The 23,252-nt window shown below is 65.2% G+C and carries 22 protein-coding genes; 10 read left to right on the top strand and 12 right to left on the bottom strand.

From position 1 onward, the window contains the following. Positions 1 to 69 precede the first annotated feature (69 nt). On the top strand, positions 70 to 1,935 hold the full coding sequence (recQ, locus tag EHH60_RS25715; protein WP_124162193.1) for a DNA helicase RecQ: 1,866 nt from the start codon (positions 70 to 72) through the stop codon (positions 1,933 to 1,935). Between the two features lie 222 nt (positions 1,936 to 2,157). On the opposite strand, the gene EHH60_RS25720 is transcribed toward recQ, so the two are convergent. Continuing rightward, a complete protein-coding gene (locus tag EHH60_RS25720) occupies positions 2,158 to 3,174 on the bottom strand; it encodes a 1-aminocyclopropane-1-carboxylate deaminase (RefSeq protein WP_124162194.1) in 1,017 nt (338 codons plus the stop codon). 159 nt (positions 3,175 to 3,333) lie between these two features. Here EHH60_RS25720 and EHH60_RS25725 point away from each other — a divergent pair, with 159 nt between their 5' ends. The 3 genes from EHH60_RS25725 to EHH60_RS25735 all read left to right on the top strand — a co-directional run bounded on the left by EHH60_RS25725 (position 3,334) and on the right by EHH60_RS25735 (position 5,676). Beyond that, a complete protein-coding gene (locus tag EHH60_RS25725; RefSeq protein WP_124162195.1) occupies positions 3,334 to 3,798 on the top strand; it encodes an Lrp/AsnC family transcriptional regulator in 465 nt (154 codons plus the stop codon). 45 nt (positions 3,799 to 3,843) lie between these two features. Further along, positions 3,844 to 5,007: a PLP-dependent cysteine synthase family protein gene (locus EHH60_RS25730; RefSeq protein WP_124162196.1), complete on the top strand. Its 1,164-nt coding sequence runs from the start codon at positions 3,844 to 3,846 to the stop codon at positions 5,005 to 5,007. Between the two features lie 108 nt (positions 5,008 to 5,115). Then, complete coding sequence (locus tag EHH60_RS25735; protein ID WP_199752006.1) at positions 5,116 to 5,676, top strand: carboxymuconolactone decarboxylase family protein; 561 nt, start codon at positions 5,116 to 5,118, stop codon at positions 5,674 to 5,676. Positions 5,677 to 5,682: 6 nt separating this feature from the next. Here the strand turns inward: EHH60_RS25735 and EHH60_RS25740 are convergent, their stop codons facing one another. Next, the gene (locus tag EHH60_RS25740; protein WP_124162220.1) at positions 5,683 to 6,555 is read right to left on the bottom strand and encodes a hypothetical protein; all 873 of its coding nucleotides are present in this window, start codon (positions 6,553 to 6,555) and stop codon (positions 5,683 to 5,685) included. A gap of 216 nt (positions 6,556 to 6,771) precedes the next feature. On the opposite strand from EHH60_RS25740, the gene EHH60_RS25745 reads away from it, so the two are divergent. Further along, positions 6,772 to 7,017 (top strand): hypothetical protein, encoded by a 246-nt coding sequence (locus EHH60_RS25745; protein WP_124162221.1) that lies wholly within the window; start codon positions 6,772 to 6,774, stop codon positions 7,015 to 7,017. A 3-nt stretch (positions 7,018 to 7,020) separates the two neighbouring features. Here the strand turns inward: EHH60_RS25745 and EHH60_RS25750 are convergent, their stop codons facing one another. Next, the gene (locus EHH60_RS25750) at positions 7,021 to 7,962 is read right to left on the bottom strand and encodes an alpha/beta hydrolase (protein ID WP_124162198.1); all 942 of its coding nucleotides are present in this window, start codon (positions 7,960 to 7,962) and stop codon (positions 7,021 to 7,023) included. A 109-nt stretch (positions 7,963 to 8,071) separates the two neighbouring features. Here EHH60_RS25750 and EHH60_RS25755 point away from each other — a divergent pair, with 109 nt between their 5' ends. Further along, positions 8,072 to 8,959 (top strand): branched-chain amino acid aminotransferase, encoded by an 888-nt coding sequence (locus tag EHH60_RS25755; RefSeq protein WP_124162199.1) that lies wholly within the window; start codon positions 8,072 to 8,074, stop codon positions 8,957 to 8,959. A 6-nt stretch (positions 8,960 to 8,965) separates the two neighbouring features. Here the strand turns inward: EHH60_RS25755 and EHH60_RS25760 are convergent, their stop codons facing one another. Further along, positions 8,966 to 9,583: a class I SAM-dependent methyltransferase gene (locus EHH60_RS25760; protein WP_124162200.1), complete on the bottom strand. Its 618-nt coding sequence runs from the start codon at positions 9,581 to 9,583 to the stop codon at positions 8,966 to 8,968. A 43-nt stretch (positions 9,584 to 9,626) separates the two neighbouring features. After that, positions 9,627 to 10,217 (bottom strand): polyhydroxyalkanoate synthesis repressor PhaR, encoded by a 591-nt coding sequence (gene phaR / locus EHH60_RS25765; RefSeq protein ID WP_124162201.1) that lies wholly within the window; start codon positions 10,215 to 10,217, stop codon positions 9,627 to 9,629. A gap of 305 nt (positions 10,218 to 10,522) precedes the next feature. On the opposite strand from phaR, the gene EHH60_RS25770 reads away from it, so the two are divergent. The 3 genes from EHH60_RS25770 to yddG all read left to right on the top strand — a co-directional run bounded on the left by EHH60_RS25770 (position 10,523) and on the right by yddG (position 13,726). Continuing rightward, positions 10,523 to 11,701 (top strand): acetyl-CoA C-acetyltransferase, encoded by a 1,179-nt coding sequence (locus EHH60_RS25770; protein WP_124162202.1) that lies wholly within the window; start codon positions 10,523 to 10,525, stop codon positions 11,699 to 11,701. A 241-nt stretch (positions 11,702 to 11,942) separates the two neighbouring features. Beyond that, positions 11,943 to 12,668, top strand: a complete 726-nt coding sequence (gene phbB, locus EHH60_RS25775) for an acetoacetyl-CoA reductase (protein ID WP_124162203.1) — start codon at positions 11,943 to 11,945, stop codon at positions 12,666 to 12,668. Positions 12,669 to 12,856: 188 nt separating this feature from the next. Continuing rightward, positions 12,857 to 13,726 carry an aromatic amino acid exporter YddG gene (yddG, locus tag EHH60_RS25780; RefSeq protein ID WP_124162204.1) on the top strand — a complete coding sequence of 290 codons (870 nt, stop codon included), beginning with the start codon at positions 12,857 to 12,859 and terminating at the stop codon, positions 13,724 to 13,726. A 50-nt stretch (positions 13,727 to 13,776) separates the two neighbouring features. Here yddG and EHH60_RS25785 read toward each other — a convergent pair whose 3' ends face one another. Both EHH60_RS25785 and gloB read right to left on the bottom strand, forming a co-directional pair. Continuing rightward, positions 13,777 to 14,199 (bottom strand): cupin domain-containing protein, encoded by a 423-nt coding sequence (locus EHH60_RS25785; protein WP_124162205.1) that lies wholly within the window; start codon positions 14,197 to 14,199, stop codon positions 13,777 to 13,779. A gap of 37 nt (positions 14,200 to 14,236) precedes the next feature. Beyond that, a complete protein-coding gene (gene gloB, locus EHH60_RS25790; RefSeq protein WP_124162206.1) occupies positions 14,237 to 15,004 on the bottom strand; it encodes a hydroxyacylglutathione hydrolase in 768 nt (255 codons plus the stop codon). A 108-nt stretch (positions 15,005 to 15,112) separates the two neighbouring features. On the opposite strand from gloB, the gene EHH60_RS25795 reads away from it, so the two are divergent. After that, positions 15,113 to 15,859, top strand: a complete 747-nt coding sequence (locus EHH60_RS25795) for a methyltransferase domain-containing protein (RefSeq protein WP_124162207.1) — start codon at positions 15,113 to 15,115, stop codon at positions 15,857 to 15,859. A 130-nt stretch (positions 15,860 to 15,989) separates the two neighbouring features. Here the strand turns inward: EHH60_RS25795 and EHH60_RS25800 are convergent, their stop codons facing one another. The 5 genes from EHH60_RS25800 to EHH60_RS25820 all read right to left on the bottom strand — a co-directional run bounded on the left by EHH60_RS25800 (position 15,990) and on the right by EHH60_RS25820 (position 23,138). Then, positions 15,990 to 16,751: a DUF4167 domain-containing protein gene (locus EHH60_RS25800; RefSeq protein WP_124162208.1), complete on the bottom strand. Its 762-nt coding sequence runs from the start codon at positions 16,749 to 16,751 to the stop codon at positions 15,990 to 15,992. A gap of 463 nt (positions 16,752 to 17,214) precedes the next feature. Further along, positions 17,215 to 18,096 carry a peptide chain release factor N(5)-glutamine methyltransferase gene (gene prmC, locus EHH60_RS25805; protein WP_124162209.1) on the bottom strand — a complete coding sequence of 294 codons (882 nt, stop codon included), beginning with the start codon at positions 18,094 to 18,096 and terminating at the stop codon, positions 17,215 to 17,217. Positions 18,097 to 18,099: 3 nt separating this feature from the next. Continuing rightward, positions 18,100 to 19,185, bottom strand: a complete 1,086-nt coding sequence (prfA, locus tag EHH60_RS25810) for a peptide chain release factor 1 (protein ID WP_124162210.1) — start codon at positions 19,183 to 19,185, stop codon at positions 18,100 to 18,102. 54 nt (positions 19,186 to 19,239) lie between these two features. Further along, positions 19,240 to 21,507 (bottom strand): phosphoenolpyruvate--protein phosphotransferase, encoded by a 2,268-nt coding sequence (gene ptsP / locus EHH60_RS25815; protein WP_124162211.1) that lies wholly within the window; start codon positions 21,505 to 21,507, stop codon positions 19,240 to 19,242. Between the two features lie 374 nt (positions 21,508 to 21,881). After that, positions 21,882 to 23,138, bottom strand: a complete 1,257-nt coding sequence (locus EHH60_RS25820) for an aspartate kinase (RefSeq protein WP_028177450.1) — start codon at positions 23,136 to 23,138, stop codon at positions 21,882 to 21,884. Between the last annotated feature and the right edge of the window lie 114 nt (positions 23,139 to 23,252).

Genomic DNA, 23,252 nt, shown 5'->3' on the forward strand with positions numbered 1-23,252 from the left:
CTTGCCACGCTCGTGCCGGCATGCGACTGGCCTTGTGACGAATCTCACGGCCCTGTTCCCGACACGCCCATGTCCGTTCCCTCCACCGCTTCGCTGTCTTCGCCGGCCAACGGCCGCGACGCGCTGTCGGTACTGCATTCGGTGTTCGGCCTGCCGGGCTTCCGCGGAGCGCAGGGCGAGATCATCCGGCATGTCACCGACGGCGGCAATTGCCTCGTGTTGATGCCCACCGGCGGCGGTAAGTCGCTATGCTATCAGCTTCCGTCCTTGCTGCGCGAGGGCTGCGGCATCGTGGTGTCGCCGCTGATCGCCTTGATGCGCGACCAGGTCGCCGGGCTGATCGAGGCCGGCGTCAATGCCGCCGCGCTGAACTCGTCGCTGACGCCGCAGGAGGCCTCCGACATCGAGCGCCGCCTGCTCGCGGGCGATCTCGACCTGCTCTATGTCGCGCCGGAACGCCTGGTCACGCCGCGCTGCCTGTCGCAGCTGGCGCGGGCGAAGGTGTCGCTGTTTGCGATCGACGAGGCGCATTGCGTCTCGCAATGGGGCCATGACTTCCGTCCCGAATATGTCGGCCTTTCCGTCATCGCCGAGCGCTTTCCCGACGTGCCGCGCATCGCGCTGACCGCGACCGCCGACGAACTGACGCGCAGGGAGATCGTCGAGCGGCTGCAGCTGACGGGCGCGCCGCAATTCGTCTCCAGCTTCGACCGGCCCAACATTCGCTACGAGATCGTCGACAAGCGCAACGCGGTGTCGCAGCTGAAGGAATTGATTCGCGATCGCCACATGGGCGATGCCGGCGTGGTCTATTGCCTGTCGCGCAACCGGGTCGAGGAGGTCGCTGCCGCGCTTCAAGACGCCGGCATTGCGGCGCTGCCCTACCACGCCGGGCTTGATGGCAGCGTGCGCTCGCGCAACCAGGACCGCTTTCTCAACGAGGACGGCATCGTCATCGTCGCGACCGTGGCGTTCGGCATGGGCATCGACAAGCCCGACGTGCGCTTCGTCGCCCATCTCGACCTGCCCAAGAGCATCGAGGCCTACTACCAGGAGACGGGGCGCGCCGGCCGTGATGGCAAGCCGTCGACGGCCTGGATGGCCTACGGCCTCTCGGACATCGTGCAGCAGCGCCGAATGATCGACGAGTCCAGCGCCTCCGATGAGTTCAAGCGGGTCTCGATCGGCAAGCTCGATGCGCTGGTCGGCCTTGCCGAGACGCCGCATTGCCGACGCCGCCGGCTGCTCGCCTATTTCGGCGAGATCGCGATGGGCGAGAGCTGCGGCAATTGCGACAATTGCCTGACGCCGCCCAAGATGCGCGACGGCAAGGTGCTGGCCCAGAAGCTGTTGTCCTGCGTCTATCGCACCGGGCAGCGCTTTGGCGCGATGCATTTGATCGACGTGCTGGTCGGACGCCTGACCGAGAAGGTGACGCAGTTCGGCCACGACAAGCTGTCGGTGTTCGGCATCGGACGCGAGCTCAACGAAAAGCAGTGGCGCACCGTGCTGCGGCAATTGGTGGCGATGGGGCATCTGCAGAGCGACAGCGAGGCCTATGGCGCGCTGAAGCTGACGGAGACCGCGCGCGGCGTGCTGCGCGGCGAGACGGAGGTGTGGCTGCGCGAGGAAGCGCCGGGAACCCGCCTCCGTTCGAGTCGCGCCAAATCCCGCCGCGGCGATCTCGCGCCGACGGCCGGCGCACCACAGGGCGATGTCGATCCCGAGCTGCGCGCGCGGCTGCGCTCATGGCGTTCCAACGTGGCGCGCGAGCGCGGCGTTCCGGCCTACGTCGTGCTGCACGACGCAACGATCGATGGCATCGTCCGGGCCTGGCCGACGACGCTGGACGAACTTCGCAACGTGCCGGGGATCGGCGACAAGAAGCTCGAGCATTACGGCGAGGAGCTGCTGCAGATCGTCAGGACGCGGTAGGGAGCGCTAAACTTGTTGGAGCGCTCAACTCCCTCCACACGTCATCCCGGACAAGCGCGCCTCGAGCGCGCGCAGATCCGGGGTCCATAACCACAGGCCGATGTGGTTGGGGCAAGCTGTCAACCACGAGTCTTCGCCAAACGCGATGGCTATGGGTCTCGGATCTGCGCTGACGCTTGTCCGGGACGACAGCTGTGTATGAGGCGAGAGCTACGCCCTCACTCACCCATTCCTGAAGGCATACGCATAGCCGTTCAGCGCCGGCGCGCCGCCGAGATGGGCGTAGAGGATCTTCGCCCCCTTCTCGAAATAGCCCTTCTTGGCGAGATCGATCAGGCCCTGCATCGACTTGCCCTCGTAGACGGGGTCGGTGATCATGCCTTCGAGGCGCGCGGTGAGGCGGATCGCCTCCTTGGTCTCCTCCGACGGCACGCCATAGGCGGGATAGGCGTAGTCCTCGATCAGCACGACGTCGTCTGCGACGAGATCTTTGCCGAGCTCCACGAGCTTTGCCGTGTTCTGCGCGATCTCGAGCACCTGTGCCTTGGTCTGGGCGGGCGTGAAGGAAGCATCGATGCCGATCACCTTTCGCGCACGGCCGTCCGCCGCAAACCCGACCAGCATCCCGGCATGGGTGGAGCCGGTGACGGTGCAGACGACGATGTAGTCGAACTTGAAGCCGAGCTCGGCTTCCTGCTTGCGCACCTCCTCGGCAAAGCCGACATAGCCTAGGCCGCCGAATTTATGCACGGAGGCACCGGCGGGAATGGCGTAGGGCTTGCCGCCCGCGGCCTTCACTTCCTCGATCGCCTGCTCCCAGCTCTTGCGGATGCCGATATCGAAGCCCTCGTCGACCAGGCGGACGTCGGCGCCCATGATGCGCGAGAGCATGATGTTGCCGACGCGGTCATAGACGGCGTCCTCGTGCGGCACCCAGGCTTCCTGCACGAGGCGGCACTTCATGCCGATCTTGGCGGCGACCGCGGCGATCATGCGGGTGTGGTTCGACTGCACGCCGCCGATCGAGACCAGCGTGTCGGCGTTGGAGGCGATCGCATCGGGGATGATGTATTCGAGCTTGCGCAGCTTGTTGCCGCCATAGGCGAGGCCGGAATTGCAGTCCTCGCGCTTGGCATAGATCTCGACCTGGCCGCCGAGATATTTCGACAAGCGCTCCAGCTTCTCGATGGGCGTCGGGCCGAAGGTCAAAGGATAGCGCGGGAATTTGTCTAGCTTCATGGGTCAATCCCGATTGGCGTTGGTGTTGGCGGCTCCCTAGCATCGCGTTAGGAAAATGTGCTCTCGAATATTACGCCAATTTTGCGGCATTTCTTGCAGAAGCTGCGCTAGATGCTAATATTTCTTCCATAACAACACCTACTTACGGAAGCTTCTTTCATGGCTGCCCGGCTCGACCGCACCGACCTTAAGATCCTCAGATTGCTCCAGAATAACGGTCGGCTCAGCAATGCCGAGCTGGCCGAAACGGTCGCGATCAGCCCCGCCACCTGCCACCGCCGCACCCAGCGTTTGTTCGAGGACGGCTTCATCGCCACCGTGCGCGCCATGGTCGCGCCGAAGAAGGTGGCCAAGGGCACGCTTGCGATGGTCGGGGTCGTGCTCGACCGCTCGACGCCGGAGAGTTTTGCCACCTTCGAGGAAGCCATCGCCAAGCTGAAATTCGTGCTCGACTGCCACCTCGTCGCGGGCGACTTCGACTACTTCCTCAAGATCCGCGTCGGCGACATGGAGGATTTCAACCGTATCCATGGCGAGCAGCTCATCGCGCTGCCCGGCGTGCGCCAGACCCGCACCTTCTTCGTGATGAAGGAAGTCGTCGACAACGCGCCGCTCGAGTTCTAGCCGTCAGCTATTGATGCGCGATCCGCATCATGAGAGATTCATGCGATGCAGACATTCCCCTTCCGCCAGTACAATCGGGCCGGACCGGCCTATCGGCGCGGCTGGGTCGACGACGCCGTCGCCGCGATCGAGGCCGACCAGTGCCGCACCGCCGACACGCATCTGATCCGGTTGATCGTGCCGGCGCTTTCGGGCATCGACATCTATCTCAAGGATGAGTCCACGCATCCGACCGGCAGCCTGAAGCATCGCCTCGCGCGCTCGCTGTTCCTCTATGCGCTCTGCAACGGCCACATCCGCGAAGGTACGCCCGTGGTCGAGGCCTCGTCGGGATCGACCGCGGTGTCGGAGGCCTATTTCGCAGAGATGATCGGCGTGCCCTTCTACGCCGTGATGCCGCGGACGACCTCGGCGGAGAAGATCGCCGCGATCGAGCATTATGGCGGCAATTGCCATTTGATCGACGACGGCCGCGCCCTCTACGCGGAAGCCGCCGCGCTCGCCGGCCGCCTGAACGGGCACTACATGGACCAGTTCACCTTCGCGGAGCGTGCCACCGACTGGCGCGGCAACAACAACATCGCCGAGTCCATCTTCACGCAATTGCAGGGCGAGCCGCGGCCGCTGCCGGACTGGATCGTGATGGGTGCCGGCACCGGCGGCACCTCGGCGACCATCGGGCGCTATTTGCGCTATCGGCAATATCCGACACGGCTGTGCGTCGCTGACGTCGAGCATTCCGCCTTCTTCGATTGCTTCCGCTCGCAGGACCGCTCCCATGTTTGCGACCGGCCGTCGCTGATCGAGGGGGTCGGCCGGCCACGCTGCGAACCGTCCTTCGTGCCGGGTGTGGTCGACCGCATGATGAAGGTCCCGGATGCGGCAACGATCGCGGCGATGAACGTGCTGTCGCGCCGGCTGCGTCGCCCAGTCGGCGGCTCCACCGGCACCAACTTCCTGGCGCTATGCCGGCTCGCTTCGGAAATGCGCCAGGCGAACGTGGCGGGCTCGCTGGTGACGCTGATCTGCGATTCCGGCGAGCGCTACCGGCAGACCTATTACGAGCCCGCATGGCTGAAAGCGCGCGACCTCGATCCGGCACCGGTCGAGAAGGCCCTGTCGTCGTTTCTGGCGACAGGCGAGCCGCTGGCGCTGGACGTCGACGACGTCGTCAATCCCCAAAGCGTGCGAACCTCCGCGGTGTCATAGCCGGCATCGCCCTGCATTTGCGGAATTGCACGATCGTCACGGCAACTTCACTTGTCTTGCGCACGCATGCAGGTGACGCTTGCGTCTTCTCAACGAGGAGATCCTCCCGTGCGCCTTCCCATTCTCGATCCCAAGAATCTGACCGACGAGCAGAAGCCGCTCTATGACGACATGCGAGCCGGCATCAAGGGCCATTTCAAGGGCTTTGTGAACATGCGCGACGACGGCGCGCTGCTCGGGCCCTGGAATCCCTGGATCCGCGAGCCGCGCTTCGGCAAGCCGGTGTGGGAGCTGGTCAAGGCGGTCGCGTCGAACCCGCTGCTGCCCGCGCCGGTGCGTGAGGTCGCGATCCTCGTCACCGGCTCGCATTTCCGGTCAGGTTACGAGCTCTATGCCCACGTTCTGGTCGCCGAGCAGCGCGGCCTGTCCGACGAGAAACTGGCGACCATCGTCGCCGGGCAGCGGCCTGTGGACCTCACCAGACAGGAGGCGGTCGCCTATGACATGGCCTCGGCACTTGTCGGCGGCGGCGTGCTGCCGGAGCTGACCTATCGCGCGGCGGTGAAGGAGTTCGGCGAACACGGCGCGGCCGAGCTGTCCTATCTGATCGGCGTCTACTGCATGGTCTCGGTTACGCTCAATACGTTCGACGTGCCGGTGCCGGAGTAGCATCAGCTAATTGTGCACCGCATAGAGCGGCGTGCGCAGCGTCAGCTGGTAGGCCGGCTTCGGCGTCCACGCGATCAGCGCGGTGATGCCGAACAGGCGGTTGTCATTGTCGTCCATGCGGTCAAGGTCGAGCCGCAGGATCGGCTGGGTGAAGGACTCCGCGATCGTCCGTCCCGCGAGCTGTACGCCACCGAAGGACTGCATGCCGAAGCGCCCGGTGAACTTCCAGTTGCTCGGCCATTGGTAATAGCCGCCGGCATAGAGGACAGTGTTCGGCCGGATGCTGGCGAACGGGCTGGCAATGGTGGCGGTGGTGTATTGCATGCCGGCCAACCAGCCCCTCGTCTCGTCCTCGTCGAGCGCGTAATCGAATTCCAGGATGTTGTTGAAGGAATTCACCATGCCCTGCTCGTTGGGCACCGACTGCGTCAGCGTCGATTGCAGCGTGATCGTCGGGATCTTGCCGCCATTCTGCTGGTGGAGGTCGGCCTGCACGCCGATGTTCCAGCTGGTGATATCAAAGGACGACCAGCCGCCGCCGATATCCGTCGTCGATCCGGACACGCCGCCATAGAGCGAGACACGGTCGGTGACGTCGACGGTCAGCGGCAGGTCAACGGCGATCGCCTTCGCCGCCGGCAAACCGTTCGGCAGGGTCGTGCTTCGTCGCGCCGCCAGGGCTTGGAGCGCGGCCGACAGCGAGGTGGTGCCGAAGCCGAGCCCGAGCGTGCCTGCGGGGATCGTCGCGTAGCTGGTGCGGAGATCGAGGTAGATGTTCGGAACAGCCGGCTTTGCCGGTGCGTCCTCGTCCGCCTCTGCGGCGAAGGCAGCGGTCGCTGAAACCGTCAGGCAGGCCAGCCCCAGCGCGATCGCGCGCAAAGCCGGACGAGGCGGTGGGTTGCGAGTTGACACGTGACAATCCGACGCGTGAGGCTCTGGTGGCGGAAAACGCATGCTAGATGGAACGTGATCGTTCCCGCGGTCAAGCGCTATCCGCAAACGATGGACTGTATCGACGCGCGCGGCTACCCTGTCGTGACTGCACCGACACTCTCGCCTGCTAGAGTGCAGGCCGGACAACGGAGGACGATAGCCATGAACACGTCACGCCGCATCCTGCTCGCCGGAATGGCGGGGTTCGCCCTCGCTCCGACCGCCGTGGCGGCCGCGCCGGCGCCAGTGGTCGACGATGTGACGGTTGCCGAAGAACGCTTTGCGCGCATGATCGCCGCCGCGCATGCGCCCGACGTCGCTTGCGCGCGGCAGGCGGAGCGTTATGCGGATACGCATTGGCCTGAATATCTCGTGGCAGCCAGAGCCGTTCTCGACGCAAGGGTCTGATTCTCACTCAGACTTCTTCACCGCCCTTCGCACCTGTTCGCCGATCTGCGACAACACGAGCCGGGCCTGCGGCAGGATTGCGCCCATGGCGTGAAAATTGTGGACCATGCCGTCGTGGCAGACATGCTCGACGGCGACGCCCGCGGCGAGCAGCTTGCGAGCATAGGCATTACCTTCGTCGCGCATCGGGTCGTATTCGGCGGTGTGGATGATCGCAGTCGGCAAGCCCGTCAGCCGTGTCGCGCGCAGCGGAGAGACGCGGGGATCGGCCGTGTCGATGCCCTCGGGCAGATAGTCGGAAAGATCGGCTTCGATCGTGGCGCGGTCGATCAGGTGGCCCTCGGCAAAGGCCTCGCGCGAGGGCGAGGTCTCCTCGAAATCCAGCACCGGACAGATCAGGCATTGCGCGGCAATGGAGAGGCCGGCAGTCTGCGCCGCCTCTTGGCACACGATCGCAGCCAGCGTGGCGCCGGCGGAATCGCCGCCGATCACCAGACGGTCCGCGTCGATGCCGAGCGATGCCGCCTCGCGCCCCACCCATTCGGTGGCAGCGATCGCGTCGTCGACGGCGGCGGGGAATCTGTGCTCGGGCGCGAGCCGGTAGTCGACCGACACGAGGCGGCAGCCGGTGGCATGCGCCAGCGCGGCCGCAATGCGGTCATGCGTGGCAATGCTGCCGGCGACGAGCCCGCCGCCGTGAAAGAACACGAACCCCGGTGCGAGTTCCTCGGCGCTTGCCGGCGTGTAGAGCCGAAAAGGCAGTTCGCCGGCGCGGCCGGTCAGCGTGCCATCGGAGGTCGCCACATCCGGCGCCTCGGCACGCGCGAACTGCATCAGCTTTTCCAGCGATTGCCGTCGCGCCTCCACGCTGGGCCGGCTCCGCGCCTGCGGCGCAGCCGCAGCCATCATGGTCAACAAACGCTTGGCGAGCGGATCGAGCGGCATGGATCTTTCCTTTCTCCCACGAAGAGGAGGGTAACTCACCAAGTCCCCGCAGGGAATCTTTTAGAAATTGGGGCAATAGTGCCCGGATATTTCCAAGGGGAGGCCGGTCATGGCCGAGATCAAAAAGCCCATCGACTATTCGCCGAGCTGGACCTTCTTCGAGGGCAAATGGCACGACGGCAATGTGCCGATCATGGGCTCGCGCACGCATGCGGCCTGGCTCGGCTCGATCGTGTTCGACGGCGCACGCGCGTTCGAGGGTGTTGCGCCCGATCTTGACCGGCACGTCGCCCGCGTCAATCAGTCAGCGATCAATTTTGGCCTGAAGCCGGTGGTCGATACCGGCGCCTGGCTTGCGCTCGCAAACGAGGGCATTGCCCGATTTGGGAGGGATGCCGAGCTCTATATTCGTCCGATGTACTGGGCGCAGAACGGGAGCGGCGGCGGCGTGCTGTTCGACCCCGAGACCACCAATTGGTGCCTGTGTATCTACGAGGCGCCGATGCCAAGACCTGTCGGCAACGCGATCACGCTGTCGCCGTTCCGCAGGCCCACCGCCGAATGCGCGCCGGTCGAGGCCAAGGCGGCCTGCCTCTATCCGAACAATTCGCGCGCGCTCGCCGAGGCCGCCGCGCGCGGCTTCAACAACGCGCTGATGCTCGACATGCTGGGCAACGTCGCCGAGTTCGGCAATTCCAACGTGTTCATGGCGAGGGATGGCGTGGTGTTCACGCCGGTGCCGAACGGCACTTTCCTGAACGGCATCACGCGCCAGCGCGTCATCAGCCTGCTTCGCGCCGACGGCGTCACCGTGGTCGAGAAGACGCTGTGCTATGCCGATTTCCTGGCCGCCGACGAAATCTTTTCATCCGGCAATTTCGCCAAGGTCGCGCCCGTGATCCGCATCGACGAGCGCGAGCTGAAGCCCGGCCCGTTCTACACGCGCGCGCGAAAGCTCTATTGGGATTTTGCGCACGCCGTGAAGCTCGCGGCTTGAGAGGCGTTAGCCGCTCCTCCGAAACCGGCTGAACTGAAACGCCTGCGTTGAATCCCATGGCGTGCGATGCGTTTCGCTGCGCGTCTCGACCAGCTCAAACTCAGGCCCGAGCTCCGCTGCAAGGCTCGCGCTGTCGTGTCGCTGAACCGGCAGGCCGCTGCATTTCTCCGGACCATCGGGCGCGAACGTGCCGATGACGACTTGTCCGCCGGGGGTAAGCGCCGACCGCAGGCGCTCGACATAGGCCGCCCTGTCGCGCGGGTCGGTCAGGAAATGAAACGCGGCGCGATCGTGCCAGACGTCGTAGGACTTCGCCGGCCGCCACGTCGTGGCGTCGGCAACGATCCAGTCGACGATCGAAGCGGCTCCGCCGATTCGCTTCTTCGCAGCATCAAGCGCGTTGGCAGCGAGATCCAGCACGGCGACGTTGCGATACCCGTCCTGCAGCAGCGCATCGACCAGCCGCGAGGCGCCGCCGCCGATATCGATGATGGCTGCGCCATGATCCGGATTGGCCGCGCGGATCAGGTCGAGCGAGGTCGAAGGGCTGTCCTGAAACCAGCTGACCTCGGCTTCGCCCTTGGTGGCGTAGACATGGTCCCAATGGGTGGCTCGGTCAGACATGGCTCGTCCCCCGGCCCGCTGGGGAGCCGGTGCAAATGAGAGACTACTCGTCCTTCTTCGACATCCGCTCGAGGCGTTCCTGCATTTCCTTCATCTGCTGGCGCAGATCATCGATGTTGCTGTCCTTCGGCTCCTCGGTATTTGCACTGGCCTCCGGCTCGGGAGTGGTGGTCGGACGGGGCGCAGCGAACGGCTTGAACATCGAGAAGGTCTGCTGGAACAGCTCCATGTTGCGGCGGACTTGCTCCTCCAACGGAGCAAAAGGAGTGCCGGAGAGCGTATTGGCAATCTGCTTGCGGAACTTCTCTTGCTCCTGGGTCAGCGTCGCAATCGACTGCTCCAGATATTTCGGCACCACCATCTGCATGCTGTCGCCATAGAAGCGGATGAGCTGGCGGAGGAAGGTGGTCGGCAGCAGGTTCTGGCCGGCCTTGTTCTCCTGCTCGAAGATGATCTGGGCGAGCACGGAGCGGGTGATGTCGTCGCCGGTCTTGGCGTCATAGACCAGGAAATCTTCGCCGTCCTTGACCATGGCGGCGAGATCTTCCAGCGTCACGTAGGTACTCGTTCCGGTGTTATAGAGCCGGCGGTTAGCGTATTTCTTGATGGTGGTGGGTTGGTCTGATTTCGCCATGGGCTCTCACTTGCAAAACGCGGAGAACGGGAACCTGTCGGGCAATGCCGCAGGGCGGGAAGAGTACGCAGCGCAACAAAGTAAGCATTTTCAAAGGGCTCACGCTACCGTTTTGTGCGGCACGGTTAATTGCAGAGCAAAATCCTGCTTGCGAAAACGCCAAGAACGCTATTTTGAATGCGATGCGGCATGAATTCGGAGACCGTCCGATTGACATGCCTCAACGACGTTAACAGGATGCCGTCCGAGACTGGCGAGCCCTTTTCCCCAGCCCCGCCTGCCCCCTTCAAACCCAGGAGATGCCCATGTCAGACGATGTCGTCATCGTCAGCGCCGCCCGCACCCCGGTCGGAAGCTTCAACGGAGCGTTCGCAACCCTTCCCGCCCATGATCTCGGCGCCATCGCCATCAAAGCCGCGCTGGAGCGTGGTGGCATCGAGCCCGGCCGGGTCTCGGAAGTCATCATGGGGCAGATCCTGACCGCGGCCCAGGGCCAGAACCCGGCCCGTCAGGCCTCGATTGGCGCCGGCATCCCGGTGGAGAGCCCGGCCTGGGGCGTCAACCAGCTTTGCGGCTCGGGCCTGCGCACGGTCGCACTCGGCTACCAGGCGCTGCTCAACGGCGATTCCGAGATCGTGGTCGCCGGCGGCCAGGAATCCATGAGCATGGCCCCGCACGCCCAGCATCTGCGCGGCGGCGTCAAGATGGGCGGCCTCGAACTGGTCGACACCATGATCAAGGACGGCCTGTGGGATGCCTTCAACGGCTACCACATGGGCAACACCGCCGAGAACGTCGCGCGGCAGTGGCAGATCACCCGCGCCCAGCAGGACGAGTTCGCGGTCGCCTCGCAGCAGAAGGCCGAGGCGGCGCAGAAGGCCGGCAAGTTCAACGACGAGATCGTCCCCGTCACCATCAAGACCCGCAAGGGCGACGTCGTGGTCAGCGCCGACGAATATCCGCGTCATGGCGCAACGCTCGACGCGATGGCCAAGCTCAAGCCCGCCTTCGAGAAGGACGGCACGGTGACCGCGGGCTCGGCCTCGGGCATCAACGACGGCGCTGCCGCCGTGGTGCTGATGACCGCCAAGCAGGCGGCCAAGGAAGGCAAGAAGCCGCTGGCGCGCATCGTGTCCTGGGCGCAGGCCGGCGTCGATCCGAAGATCATGGGCTCGGGCCCGATCCCGGCCTCGCGCGCCGCGCTGAAGAAGGCCGGCTGGAGCGTCGGCGATCTCGACCTGATCGAGGCCAACGAGGCCTTCGCGGCGCAGGCCTGCGCCGTCAACAAGGATCTCGGCTGGGACACCTCCAAGGTCAACGTCAACGGCGGCGCGATCGCGATCGGCCATCCGGTCGGCGCGTCCGGCGCACGCGTGCTGGTGACGCTGCTGCACGAGATGCAGAAGCGTGATTCGAAGAAGGGCCTGGTCACGCTGTGTATCGGCGGCGGCATGGGCATCGCGATGTGCCTGGCGCGCGACTGACGCCGATCTTGCACGCAGCTGACGTGTGCGCCGCACACGTCAGCGCGTGCGTTGCACGCGACTAAAAAGGCAGCGGTTGCAAATCAAATATTCTTCGCAACCACGTAAGCCTCGACTAAAGAGAAACGCCCGGCTCGACGCCGGGCGTTTTGTTCTTGATGTCCGTCAAACCAATCGCATAATCCATCGCTAAAAACGGTCACTCAAAAGCGTCCGAAGAGCCCAAGGGAAGGATTACGACATGGCACGTGTTGCATTGGTCACGGGTGGTACGCGGGGCATCGGGGCTGCGATCAGCAAGGCGCTAAAGGCCGCTGGCTACAAGGTCGCGGCCAACTATGCCGGCAACGATGCGGCGGCGGAGAAGTTCAAGACCGAGACCGGCATCCCGATCTACAAATGGGACGTCAGCAGCTTCGACGCCTGCGCGGCGGGCGTGAAGAAGGTCGAGGCCGATCTCGGGCCGATCGAAGTGCTCGTCAACAATGCCGGCATTACCCGCGATACCGCCTTCCACAAGATGACGCTCGAGCAGTGGACCGCCGTCATCAACACCAATCTGGGCTCGCTGTTCAACATGACGCGCCAGGTCATCGAGGGCATGCGCGCGCGCAAGTTCGGTCGCGTCATCTCGATCTCGTCGATCAACGGCCAGAAGGGGCAGTTCGGTCAGGTCAACTATTCCGCGGCAAAGGCCGGCGACATCGGCTTCACCAAGGCGCTCGCGCTCGAGAACGCCAAGGGCGGCATTACCGTCAATGCGATCTGCCCGGGCTACATCAACACCGAAATGGTGCAGGCGGTGCCGAAGGACGTCCTGGAGAAGAACGTGATCCCGCAGATCCCGGTCAGCCGGCTCGGCGAGCCCGAAGAGATTGCGCGCGCGGTCGTGTTCCTCGCGGCCGACGAGTCCGGTTTCATCACCGGGTCGACGCTGACCGTCAACGGCGGCCAGTACATGGTGTGATGCGATCGCATCACGCGGACTGATATTTTCCACGTCGTCATGCCCGGGCTTGTCCCGGGCACCTGTCTATGCACTGTCATGCCGGGGCGCTGAGATAGCGGCGAACTATGGTGCGCAATTGCGCACCTGAGAATCTCGAGGTTCCGGGTTCGGCTCTTCGAGCCGCCCCGGAACGACGAGGCCCTGGAATGACTCCCCGTACCGCGACGCTGATCGGATTGACCGCGATCCTGATGTGGTCGCTGCTGTCGGTGATGACGGTGGCGACCGGAAAGATCCCGGCGTTCCAGCTCGCCGCGATGACGTTTGCGATCGGCGGTGTCGTCGGGTTGCTCACCTGGATCGGGCGGAGCGAGGCGGCGAAAAGCCTGCGCCAGCCGCTCGCCGTTTGGGTCGTCGGCGTCGGTGGCCTGTTCGGCTACCATGCGCTGTATTTTCTCGCGCTGCGCTTCGCGCCGCCGGCCGAAGCCGGCCTTCTGAATTACCTATGGCCGCTGCTGATCGTGCTGTTCTCATCATTCCTGCCCGGCGAGCGGCTGGCCCTGCACCACATCATCGGCGCCGTGCTCGGCCTCGTCGGCACAGTGCTGCTGTTCGCCGGCAACACCTCCGGCTTCGCGCCGGGCGCGGTGCCGGGACTGATCGCGGCGTTCATCGCCGCTTTCGTCTGGGCAACCTATTCGGTGCTGTCACGCCGGTTGAAAGCGGTGCCGACCGACGCGGTCGCCGGCTTCTGCCTCGCCACCGCCGTGCTCGCCGCAGTGATGCATGTCGCGCTGGAGACCACCGTGTGGCCGGAGAGCACGCTGCAATGGCTTTCCGTGATTGCACTCGGCATCGGCCCAGTCGGCGCCGCCTTCTACGCCTGGGACATCGGCATGAAGCGCGGCGACATCCGCGTGCTCGGCGCCGCCTCCTATGCGACGCCGCTGCTCTCGACAGGCTTCCTCATCGCCGCCGGTTTTGCCAAGGCCAGCGCCAGCATCGCCTTCGCCGCGATCCTGATCGCCGGTGGCGGCCTGATCGCGGCGAAGGACATGGTGCTGCGGAAGCGATGATTGTCATTCCGGGTTCGCCGCTTGCGAGCCGGGAGGAGTGACGTGGGAAGCTAAGGCTCCCAGTCCTTTGGTGCGAGCTCGAAGCCTGCGAAGTCGAACGCGGGCGCCACGGTGCAGCCGACCAGCGTCCATTCGCCCGTGGTTTCCGCCATCTGCCAGGCCTGCGCCGGCACGATCGCCTGCGGCCGCTCGCCGCCGACGAGGTCGTTGCCCAGCCGTACCTCGTGCTGTGAGCAGCCGTCATGGGCGATGCGCAGCAACAAGGGGCTGCCGGCGTAATAGTGCCACGTCTCGACCGCATCGACGCGATGCCAGTGCGAACGCTCGCCGCGCGCAAGCAGGAAATAGATCAGCGTCGAGCGCGAGCGCCCGTTGGCGTCCGTGGCCAGATCGCGAAACGTTTCGCGGTAATGCCCGCCTTCGGGATGCGGTCGGAGTTCGAGGCGCGCGATGATCTCGGCTGCGGTCGGCATCGATCCCCGTCAGGACTTGTTCTTCGGGACTTGTGCTTCAGGATTTATTCTTGCGCTCGCGCAGCTCGCCGAACACGGCAGCCGGATCCGCGCCCTTCATGTGCAGCTTGGCCGCGACCGCCGGTTCATCGGCGCGAAGGAATACGTTTGCGCGCTTCTCGTCACCAAGCAGCGAGGGGATGGTCGGCTTGTTCTCGGCCCGGAGCTTCGTCACTTCCGCGGCGCGGGCCTGGAGCGCCGCATTGTCCGGCTCGATGGTGAGCGCGAACTTGACGTTGGACGCGGTGTATTCGTGGCCGCAATAGAGCTTGAAGTCGTCGGGTAGCGCCCGCAGCTTCAGAAGCGAATCCCACATCATCGGGTAGGTGCCCTCAAAGACGCGGCCGCAGCCGATCGAGAACAGCGTGTCGGCGGCGAAGACCGTCTTCTCGGTGTCGAACACGTAGGAGATGTGGTCGAGCGTGTGGCCGGGCGTCTCCACGACGCGCGCCAGCAAATTGCCGATCTTCACCACGTCGGCGTTGGCGACGCGCAGGTCGACATTCGCGATCTTCGTCGTCTTGTCGTGCGGCGCCACGACGCGGCAATTGTATTTCTGCTTGAGTTCGGCAACCCCGCCGACATGATCGCCATGATGGTGGGTGATCAGGATGTCGGTGAGCTGCCAGCCCTCGCGCTCCAGGGCCTTAAGGATGGGGCCGGCCTCCGGCGCGTCGACCGACGCGGTCGCCTTGGTTTCCACGTCGTGGATCAGATAACCGAAATTGTCGTTTAAACAGGTGAAAGTACGAATTTCGGCGGCCATGTCATCTCCATCGGGCTCAGCCCCGCCAGACAAATATGGCGTTAACGTTGCGCAGGCAATGCAATATTCCGCGCGCGGCGGCGGCCGGGCGCATGTTACATTGTCGTCATGACCATCGATGTCGTCGACCTCCGCGAGTTCTATTCCCGCCGCCTCGGGATCGTGGCGCGGCAAATGATCAATCGCGGCATCAGGGAGCGCTGGCCGAGCGCCGAGGGCCAGCGCGTGCTCGGCATCGGCTATCCCACGCCCTATCTGGGATTGTTCCGCGAGGACGCCGAGCGCTGCATCGCCTTCATGCCGGCGGCCCAGGGCGTCCTGAAATGGCCGACGGGACGGCCGGCGCTGGCCTCGCTGGTCGACGAATTCTCGCTGCCGCTTCCTGACGCCGCGGTCGACCGCATCCTCCTGGTCCACGCGCTGGAGATGTCGGACGATCCGGCCGCGTTGCTGCGCGAGGTGTGGCGCGTGCTGTCGCCGTCCGGACGCGTGATCGCCGTGATCCCGAACCGGCGCGGGGTGTGGACCCGCACCGACAGCACGCCCTTCGGTCACGGCCGGCCCTATTCGCGCTCGCAGATCACCGAGCTGCTGCGCCAGACCTGGTTCACGCCGACCGCCTGGGGCGAGGCGTTGTTCATGCCGCCTTATGCCGGAGGCTGGGTGCTGAAATCGGCGCAGATGTGGGAGCGTGCCGGTGCGGCGCTGTCGCTGCCCTTTGCCGGCGTCCACATCGTGGAGGCGACCAAGCAGGTCTACCGCGCGATCCCCGCCAAGCGCGAGCGCGCGCGGCTCATTCCCTCGCTCGCGAAGCCGGTGCTGGTGCCATCCCAGACGACGGTGACGCGCAGCTAACTTCACCTCTCCCTATGGGAGAGGTGGTCCGTGCCTGCCTGCGGGTCCCGCGGATTGAACCAACGCACACCGTCAAAAACAAATCGTCCCGGGGACGCCGGGACGATTCAGGTCAGAAATTCAGAAGAGGCTACTCGCCAGGGGCGACCTCGTCGCTGGAGGCGACTGGAGCAGCCTCGCGCTCGGGGCGCGGGCCATGCGGCCGGCGCCGCCGCCGCGGATAGCGCTCGCCGCCACCGCCGCCGCCCTCGAACCCGCCCTGGCCGCCATTCGCTTGCGGCTGCGGGCCGGTGATGAAGGAGGGGAGGCGATCGACGCCGCCGGCATCGGCGATGACCGGCTGCGGCTGGTTGGCGGGTTGCGGCTGATATTGCGGCTGCGGACGATGATCGCGTTCGCGGTGCTCGCGCGGCTGCTGGTTGTCGCGCTGATAGGGCTGCTGGCCCTCGCGCTGCTGATGATCACGCGGGTGGTGATCGCGCGGGCCATCGCGGTCGCGCATGAAGGGTTGCTGCGTGGGCTGCGGCACGAAACCCGGCTCCTGGCCGAACGCCGAGAAATTCTCGCCGTCGTCCTCGCCGTCCTCGCTGCTGCTGATGGGCTCATCGCCGCGCGGCTGCTGGTTCTGGCGGAACTGCTCCTGGGCCGCCGCGATCAGGCGGAAATAATGCTCGGCATGCTGGTAGTAGTTCTCGGCTGCAACGGGGTCGCCGGAGGAGCGCGCGTCACGCGCAAGCTGGAGATACTTTTCAGCGATGTGCGAAGCGGTGCCGCGAATCTTGATGTCGGGTCCGTTGGACTCGTAGACCCGGGTCATCGGGTTCTGGCCGCGCCGGTTGTTGTTATTGTTGTTGCGGTTGCGCATCCGCTGCTTGTTCTGACCGTTTCTCATGTCCTGCCTTCGATTCCAGCCCTAAAGGTTGCACGCATTACTGATTGCTAGGAGTGACCTGGAGACAGCGGCTCACATCTCTCTCACGCGCACCGCGCGTAGAGCGGATCGAACCCTGCCGATGTTCGTCGACCATCGCGTTCAACAAAGACGCGTTCCCCACCCGCCAGCATTCATTGCCAGCGAACCCATTCATTTCGCCTGCCGAAACAAGCCCAGCTTTCTTGCGTAAGTCTTCAAGCGCAATATCAGGCTTTCGTTCACTTGCGGTCGGAGAGCAGCGCAGCTCCACTGGCCATCGCGCTCAACAGGACCTGCGGCTTGGAACCTTTAAATCAGTAATGCTCTCGCCCGAGAGCCCGGCTTTCGCCCGTACGTGTACGGGGCCGGCACCGATGTGTTGAACGGAACGTAGTCGTTCCCAGGCGATATTCCAAGAGGTTTTTGCAGCCCAATCCGGCTTTTATGGAGGCATTTTTCGGGCCGAAACGGCCCGGGGAATGCCCGCCAGGTCGGCCTTGGGCGGCCGGTCTAACGACAACGCGGCGCCCCTCATCAAGGTTTCAATATTTTGGGCCTGGCCCAGTCCGGCCTCGACGATCAGCGCTCCGCCAGGCGCGAGCCGTTCGGCCGCCTGGGGGATCAGCGCGCGGTACGCGTCATACCCGTCATTGCCGCCATCGAGCGCCAGGTGCGGATCGTGCCCGCGCACCTCGATGCTCAATTTCGGAATCTCGCCCGAGGGAATATAGGGCGGGTTCGAGACGATGAGATCGAACGGGCCGCCAAGCGCCGCGGCGTAGGAGCAGGCGACGAAGGCGGCGCGGTCGGCGAGGCCGAGCGCGGCGGCATTGTCCCTGGCGGTTCTGAGCGCGTTCTGGCTGAGATCGGTGCCGACGCCGAAAGCATCCGGAATTTCGTGCAGCAGCGCGAGCAGGATCGCGCCGGATCCGGTGCCGATGTCGGCGATGCGCGGCGGATGAGATGTCTGCCGCTCGCGAAAAATCTCGAGTGCAAGCTCGACCACGGTCTCGGTATCGGGGCGCGGGACCAGGGTTGCTTCCGACAGGCGGAATGGCAGGCCCCAGAATTCGCGTGTCCCGAGGATGCGCGCCACCGGCTCGCCGGCGATGCGGCGCTGCGCATACTGCGCGAGCCGCGATGCTTCGGCCGCGGTCAGAGCACGGGCAGCCTGCGTGACCAGGCCGGTGAGGTCGAGGGCGAGCACGGCACTGATCAGGATGCGGGCGTCGAGCTCGGCTTCGTCGAGCCGTGCCGATCTCAGCAGCGCCGCCAGCGTGCGCCGCGCGCCCTCGATGGATTGTCCGGTGAAGGGGTTGCTCACGCCTCAGGCCGCCGCGCCTTGCGCAGCGAGCTGTGCGGCCTGGTGCTCCGTCGTCAGTGCGTCGATCAATTCGCCCAGCGCTTCACCCGCGATCACCTGCGGCAGCTTGTAGAGCGTCAGATTGATGCGGTGGTCGGTGACGCGTCCTTGCGGAAAATTGTAGGTGCGGATGCGCTCGGAGCGGTCGCCGGAGCCGACCTTCTCCTTGCGCTCGGCGGAGCGCGCGGCGTCGACGCGTTGCCGCTCGGCGTCGTAGATGCGCGAGCGCAGGATGTTCATGGCGGAGGCGCGGTTCTTGTGCTGCGAGCGGCTGTCCTGCATCATCACCACGATGCCGGTCGGGATGTGGGTGATGCGGATCGCCGATTCGGTCTTGTTGACGTGCTGGCCGCCCGCTCCTTGCGCGCGCATGGTCTCGATCCGCAAGTCGTCGTTCTTGATGTCGACGTCGACGTCCTCGACCTCCGGCAGCACGGCCACCGTCGCCGCCGAGGTGTGGATGCGTCCCTGCGTCTCGGTGTCGGGCACGCGCTGCACGCGGTGCACGCCGGATTCGAACTTCAGCTTCGAGAACGCGCCGCGGCCCTGCACCTCGGCGATGATTTCCTTGTAGCCGCCGACGGTGCCTTCGCTGGCCGAGATCACCTCGACCTTCCAGCCCTGAAGACTGGCAAAGCGCTCGTACATCCGGAACAGGTCGCCGGCGAACAGCGAAGCTTCGTCGCCGCCGGTGCCGGCACGGATTTCCAGCACCACGTTGCGGTCGTCCATGGCGTCCTTTGGCAACAGCGCGACGCGGATCTTCTGGACCAGCTCCTCGATCTTTGGCGTCAGCTCGTCGCGTTCGGCCTCTGCCATGCTGCGCATTTCGGCATCGGTCGCGGGATCGGCGATCAGCGCCTCGGTTTCCGCGAGCTCCTTGACGGCGGAGCGATAGGCCTTCACCGCTTCGACCAGCGGGGTGATCTCGGCGAGCTCGCGCGTGATCTGCACATAGCGCTCGGAGGTGAGCTGTCCGAGCGATTCGGCCTCGAGCGAGGCGTGATGCGCGAGCAGGACGTCCAGTTTGGCTTCGGGGAGTGACGACATCGGTTCAGTCTCAAGCGGCAAGAGGCGAGGCGGCGGGACGCGACGACAGGCCCGCTACAAGGCCAGGCCTTCGGCCTCGGCAAATTCCGTCAGCTTCTGCCGGATCGAGACGCTACCGGCTGGGGCGTCCAAGAGCGGGCCAAGCATCGCCTCGGCTTTCTTGGCGTCGACGTCGAGCACCATCGCTTTGACCGGGCCGAGCGCAGTCGCCGAGAGCGACAGCGAGCGATAGCCCAGCGCGATCAGCGCCAGCGCGCCGACCGGCTTCGATGCCATCTCGCCGCACAGCGAGAGCGACTTCTTCGCCGCATGCGCCTTGCGTGCGATGTCGCGCAGCGCGCGCAGGATCGGCGCCGACATGGTGTCGAAGCGTTCGGACACCTTGGCGTTGCCGCGGTCGACCGCGAACAAGAACTGGAACAGGTCGTTGGAGCCGACCGAGATGAAATCGACCTTCTTCAGAAGCTCGTCGAGCTGGTAGAGCAGGGCCGGCACCTCGACCATGGTGCCGATGTCGATTCTTTCAGGCAGGGTGTGGCCGTGCTGGCGCAAGTATGTCAGCTCGCGTTCGACCAGCGCCTTGGCCGCATCGAATTCGGCGACCTCCGAGATCATCGGGAACATGATGCGCAGCGCGCGGCCGCCGCCGGCGCGCAGCAGCGCGCGGATCTGGCCCCGCAACAGGCCGGGGCGATCCAGTCCGAGCCGGATCGCACGCCAGCCGAGCGCGGGATTTTCCTCGATCACGGCTTCCATATAGGGCAGTGCCTTGTCGCCACCGATGTCGAGGGTGCGGAAGGTGACGGGCTTGCTCCCGGCCGCGTCCAGCACCGTGCGATAGAGCGCGAGCTGGTCGCTGGTGCGCGGCAGGCTCTGGCCGACCATGAATTGCAGCTCGGTGCGGAACAGGCCGATGCCGGCGCTGCCGGTGTCCTCGATATGCGGCAGGTCGATGGCCAGGCCTGCGTTGATCATCAGCTCGACCTTCTGGCCGTCCCTGGTGACGCAGGGCCGGTCGCGCAGCGCCAGATACTGGGCCTGGCGGCGGGCGCGGAAGCGCACGCGCTCGGCGAAGGCCGCCTCGATCTCCTGCGAAGGCCGCACATAGATCGAGCCCGAGGTGCCGTCGACTATGATGGCATCGCCGGGATCGGCGATGCCAGGCGCGTTCGGCACCTCTCCGACCGCGGGAATGCCGAGCGCGCGTGCCACGATCGAGACGTGCGAATTGGCGGTGCCTTCCTCCAGCACGATGCCGCGCAGGCGCTTGCGGTCGTAGTCGAGCAGCGCCGCCGGTCCCATCGCGCGCGCGATGACAATGGCGTTGTCGGGCAATTGCTCGCGCGAGGGCGCGTGGTCCTGGCCGACCAGCTGCCGCATCAGGCGGTAGCCGAGGTCTTCCAGGTCGTGCAGCCGGTCGCGCAAGTAGGGATCGGTCGAGCGCAGCATGCGCGCGCGGGTGTCGGACTGCACGCGTTCGACGGCGGCTTCCGCAGTGAGGCCGGTGGCGACCGCCTCGTGCAGCTTGTGCGACCAGCCCTGGTCGTTGGCGAACATGCGGTAGGCTTCCAGCACCTCGCGATGCTCGCCGCCGTCGGCGACGTCGCCGCGCTCCAGCATGCGGTCGAGGTCGGCGCGCAGCTTGGCGAGCGCGGTGTCCAGCCGTTTGATCTCCTTCGGCAGGTCCTCGGCGATGTAGTCCTTGATGACGACGCGGGGCTCGTGCAGCACGACGTGGCCGAGCGCGATACCTTCGGACAGGATCGCGCCGACCTTCTGCGCGGAATGGCGCGCCGCCGGCTCCTGGCCCGGCTGGGCCAGCGCGGACAATTCGCCGGAGGCGATCAGCTCCGCCAGCACCATCGCGGTGGTCTGGAGCGCCTCGAGCTCCTCCTCGACATAGTTGCGCTTGGCGCGGTTCTGCACCACCAGCACGCCGAGCGTGTTGCCGGCGCGCAGGATCGGCACGCCGAGGAAGGAGTGGTAGATCTCTTCGCCGGTCTCGGGACGGAACGAGAAGGCCGGATGGCTCTGCGCATCGCTCAGATTGAGCGGCGTCGCCTCGCTGGCGACGAGGCCGACCAGGCCCTCATGGGCGCTGAGCACCGTATGGTGCACCGCCTCGCGGTTGAGACCTTCGGTGGCGTAGAGCTCGAGCGTGTTGTCGATGCGCAGCACATAGACCGAGCACACCTCGGCCACCATGTTGGCGGCGATCAGCACCACGATCTTGTCCAGCCGCTCCTGGGCCGAGACCTGCTCCGCCATGGTTTCGCGGAGCCGTCTCAACAAGACGCGGGGACCTCCCGACGCGCTCCGCATGAACCGTCAATCTCCTCCGTCTGCCGGGCCCGGCGGTATCAGCCGGCGGCTGGCTCCAAATTCCAGAAAAACAACCAAATTGTTTGTCCGGCGCAGGCACAAGCCCAAAATCTACCTGAGATTTAGCGCTTGTACCGAATCAGCGCCGCCTCAACTGGGACACAGTCTGCGGCAGCCCACCCTGTCCGCCGTATAGCGAATTGAGGCTTGTTTTGCCAAGCAAAACGCCTGCCAAACGCGAAGGTGTGTACACCTTCCCGTTTGCTGCGACCGCTAAGAGAAAATTAGCCTACGCATGGTCCGGAAGAGTGCGAAGCGGTTTTCCGGAAAGACCATGCTCCAACAACAATCTGAAGCGCGACGATGGTTGCGCTTCAGGCCTGATCGAGGCCGTACAGCGTATGCAGGGTGCGCACCGCCAGCTCGGTATAGGCGGCGTCGATCAGAACCGAGAACTTGATCTCGGAGGTTGTAATGGCCCGGATGTTGATGTTCCGTCCGGCGAGGGCCGAGAACGCCTGGGCGGCGACGCCGGCATGGCTGCGCATGCCGCTGCCGATCACCGAGATCTTGGCGACGTCGGTGGCGGTATCGAGCCGCGCATAGCCGATCTTGGCCTTGGCGGCGGTAATCGTATCCTTGGCGCGGGTATAGTCGGCGGCGGGCACCGTGAAGGTGAGGTCGGTGGTCTTGCCGTCCTCGGAAACATTCTGCACGATCATATCGACGTTGATGTTGGCATCCGCCAGCGGGCCGAAGATCGAGGCCGCAACGCCAGGCTTGTCCTCGATCTGGCGCACCGAGATCTGGGCCTCGTCCTTCGAAAAGGCGATGCCGGTAACGACGTGGCTTTCCATGATCTCCTCCTCGCTGCAGATCAGCGTGCCGGGCGGCTGGTTGGCATGCGGGTCGATATCCTCGGGCTTGTCGAAGCTCGAGCGGACGAAGATCGGCATGTTGTGGACCATGCCGAGTTCCACCGAGCGGACCTGAAGCACTTTTGCGCCCTGCGAGGCCAGTTCCAGCATGTCTTCGAACGCGATCTTGTCGAGCCTCTTGGCCTTCGGCACGATTCGCGGGTCGGTGGTGTAGACGCCGTCGACGTCGGTGTAGATGTCGCAGCGGTCCGCCTTGACGGCGGCGGCGATCGCGACGGCCGAGGTGTCGGAGCCGCCGCGGCCGAGCGTGGTGATGCGGTTGGTCTCGGGGTTGATGCCCTGGAAGCCGGCGATGACCGCGACCTCCTTGCGCTCCCTGAAGCGCTTGATGATCTCGCTGCCGTCGATGTCCTCGATCCGGGCCGAGGCATGGGCGTCGCTGGTCTTGATCGGGATCTGCCAGCCCTGCCAGGAGCGGGCCTGGATACCCATGCCCTGGAGCACGATGGCAAGAAGGCCTGAGGTCACCTGTTCGCCCGAGGCGACCACGGCGTCGTATTCGCGCGCGTCGTGCATCGGCGAGGCCTCGGTGCACCAGGCGACCAGTTCGTTGGTCTTGCCGGCCATCGCCGAGACGACCACGGCCACTTCATGGCCGGCATCGACCTCACGCTTCACATGGCGTGCGACGTTGCGGATACGTTCGATGTTGGCGACGGACGTGCCGCCGAATTTCATCACGAGGCGGCTCATGACGACGCGTGCATTCCTTCATAAGGATCAGTATGGTGACCCGCACTGGACGGGTGCCTCGCGGACACCGACGCGCGTATACATAGCGGCGGGGCCTGGCTCTTATACACATCT

Source organism: Bradyrhizobium sp. RP6, assembly GCF_003837805.1.
Taxonomy (GTDB): Bacteria; Pseudomonadota; Alphaproteobacteria; order Rhizobiales; family Xanthobacteraceae; genus Bradyrhizobium.

Coding starts and splice junctions, on each gene's coding strand:
- recQ (WP_124162193.1), top strand. CDS start 70: ATGTCCGTTCCCTCCACCGCTTCGCTGTCTTCGCCGGCCAACGGCCGC.
- EHH60_RS25720 (WP_124162194.1), bottom strand. CDS start 3,174: ATGAAGCTAGACAAATTCCCGCGCTATCCTTTGACCTTCGGCCCGACG.
- EHH60_RS25725 (WP_124162195.1), top strand. CDS start 3,334: ATGGCTGCCCGGCTCGACCGCACCGACCTTAAGATCCTCAGATTGCTC.
- EHH60_RS25730 (WP_124162196.1), top strand. CDS start 3,844: ATGCAGACATTCCCCTTCCGCCAGTACAATCGGGCCGGACCGGCCTAT.
- EHH60_RS25745 (WP_124162221.1), top strand. CDS start 6,772: ATGAACACGTCACGCCGCATCCTGCTCGCCGGAATGGCGGGGTTCGCC.
- EHH60_RS25750 (WP_124162198.1), bottom strand. CDS start 7,962: ATGCCGCTCGATCCGCTCGCCAAGCGTTTGTTGACCATGATGGCTGCG.
- EHH60_RS25755 (WP_124162199.1), top strand. CDS start 8,072: ATGGCCGAGATCAAAAAGCCCATCGACTATTCGCCGAGCTGGACCTTC.
- EHH60_RS25760 (WP_124162200.1), bottom strand. CDS start 9,583: ATGTCTGACCGAGCCACCCATTGGGACCATGTCTACGCCACCAAGGGC.
- phaR (WP_124162201.1), bottom strand. CDS start 10,217: ATGGCGAAATCAGACCAACCCACCACCATCAAGAAATACGCTAACCGC.
- EHH60_RS25770 (WP_124162202.1), top strand. CDS start 10,523: ATGTCAGACGATGTCGTCATCGTCAGCGCCGCCCGCACCCCGGTCGGA.
- phbB (WP_124162203.1), top strand. CDS start 11,943: ATGGCACGTGTTGCATTGGTCACGGGTGGTACGCGGGGCATCGGGGCT.
- yddG (WP_124162204.1), top strand. CDS start 12,857: ATGACTCCCCGTACCGCGACGCTGATCGGATTGACCGCGATCCTGATG.
- EHH60_RS25785 (WP_124162205.1), bottom strand. CDS start 14,199: ATGCCGACCGCAGCCGAGATCATCGCGCGCCTCGAACTCCGACCGCAT.
- gloB (WP_124162206.1), bottom strand. CDS start 15,004: ATGGCCGCCGAAATTCGTACTTTCACCTGTTTAAACGACAATTTCGGT.
- EHH60_RS25795 (WP_124162207.1), top strand. CDS start 15,113: ATGACCATCGATGTCGTCGACCTCCGCGAGTTCTATTCCCGCCGCCTC.
- EHH60_RS25800 (WP_124162208.1), bottom strand. CDS start 16,751: ATGAGAAACGGTCAGAACAAGCAGCGGATGCGCAACCGCAACAACAAT.
- prfA (WP_124162210.1), bottom strand. CDS start 19,185: ATGTCGTCACTCCCCGAAGCCAAACTGGACGTCCTGCTCGCGCATCAC.
- ptsP (WP_124162211.1), bottom strand. CDS start 21,507: ATGCGGAGCGCGTCGGGAGGTCCCCGCGTCTTGTTGAGACGGCTCCGC.
- EHH60_RS25820 (WP_028177450.1), bottom strand. CDS start 23,138: ATGAGCCGCCTCGTGATGAAATTCGGCGGCACGTCCGTCGCCAACATC.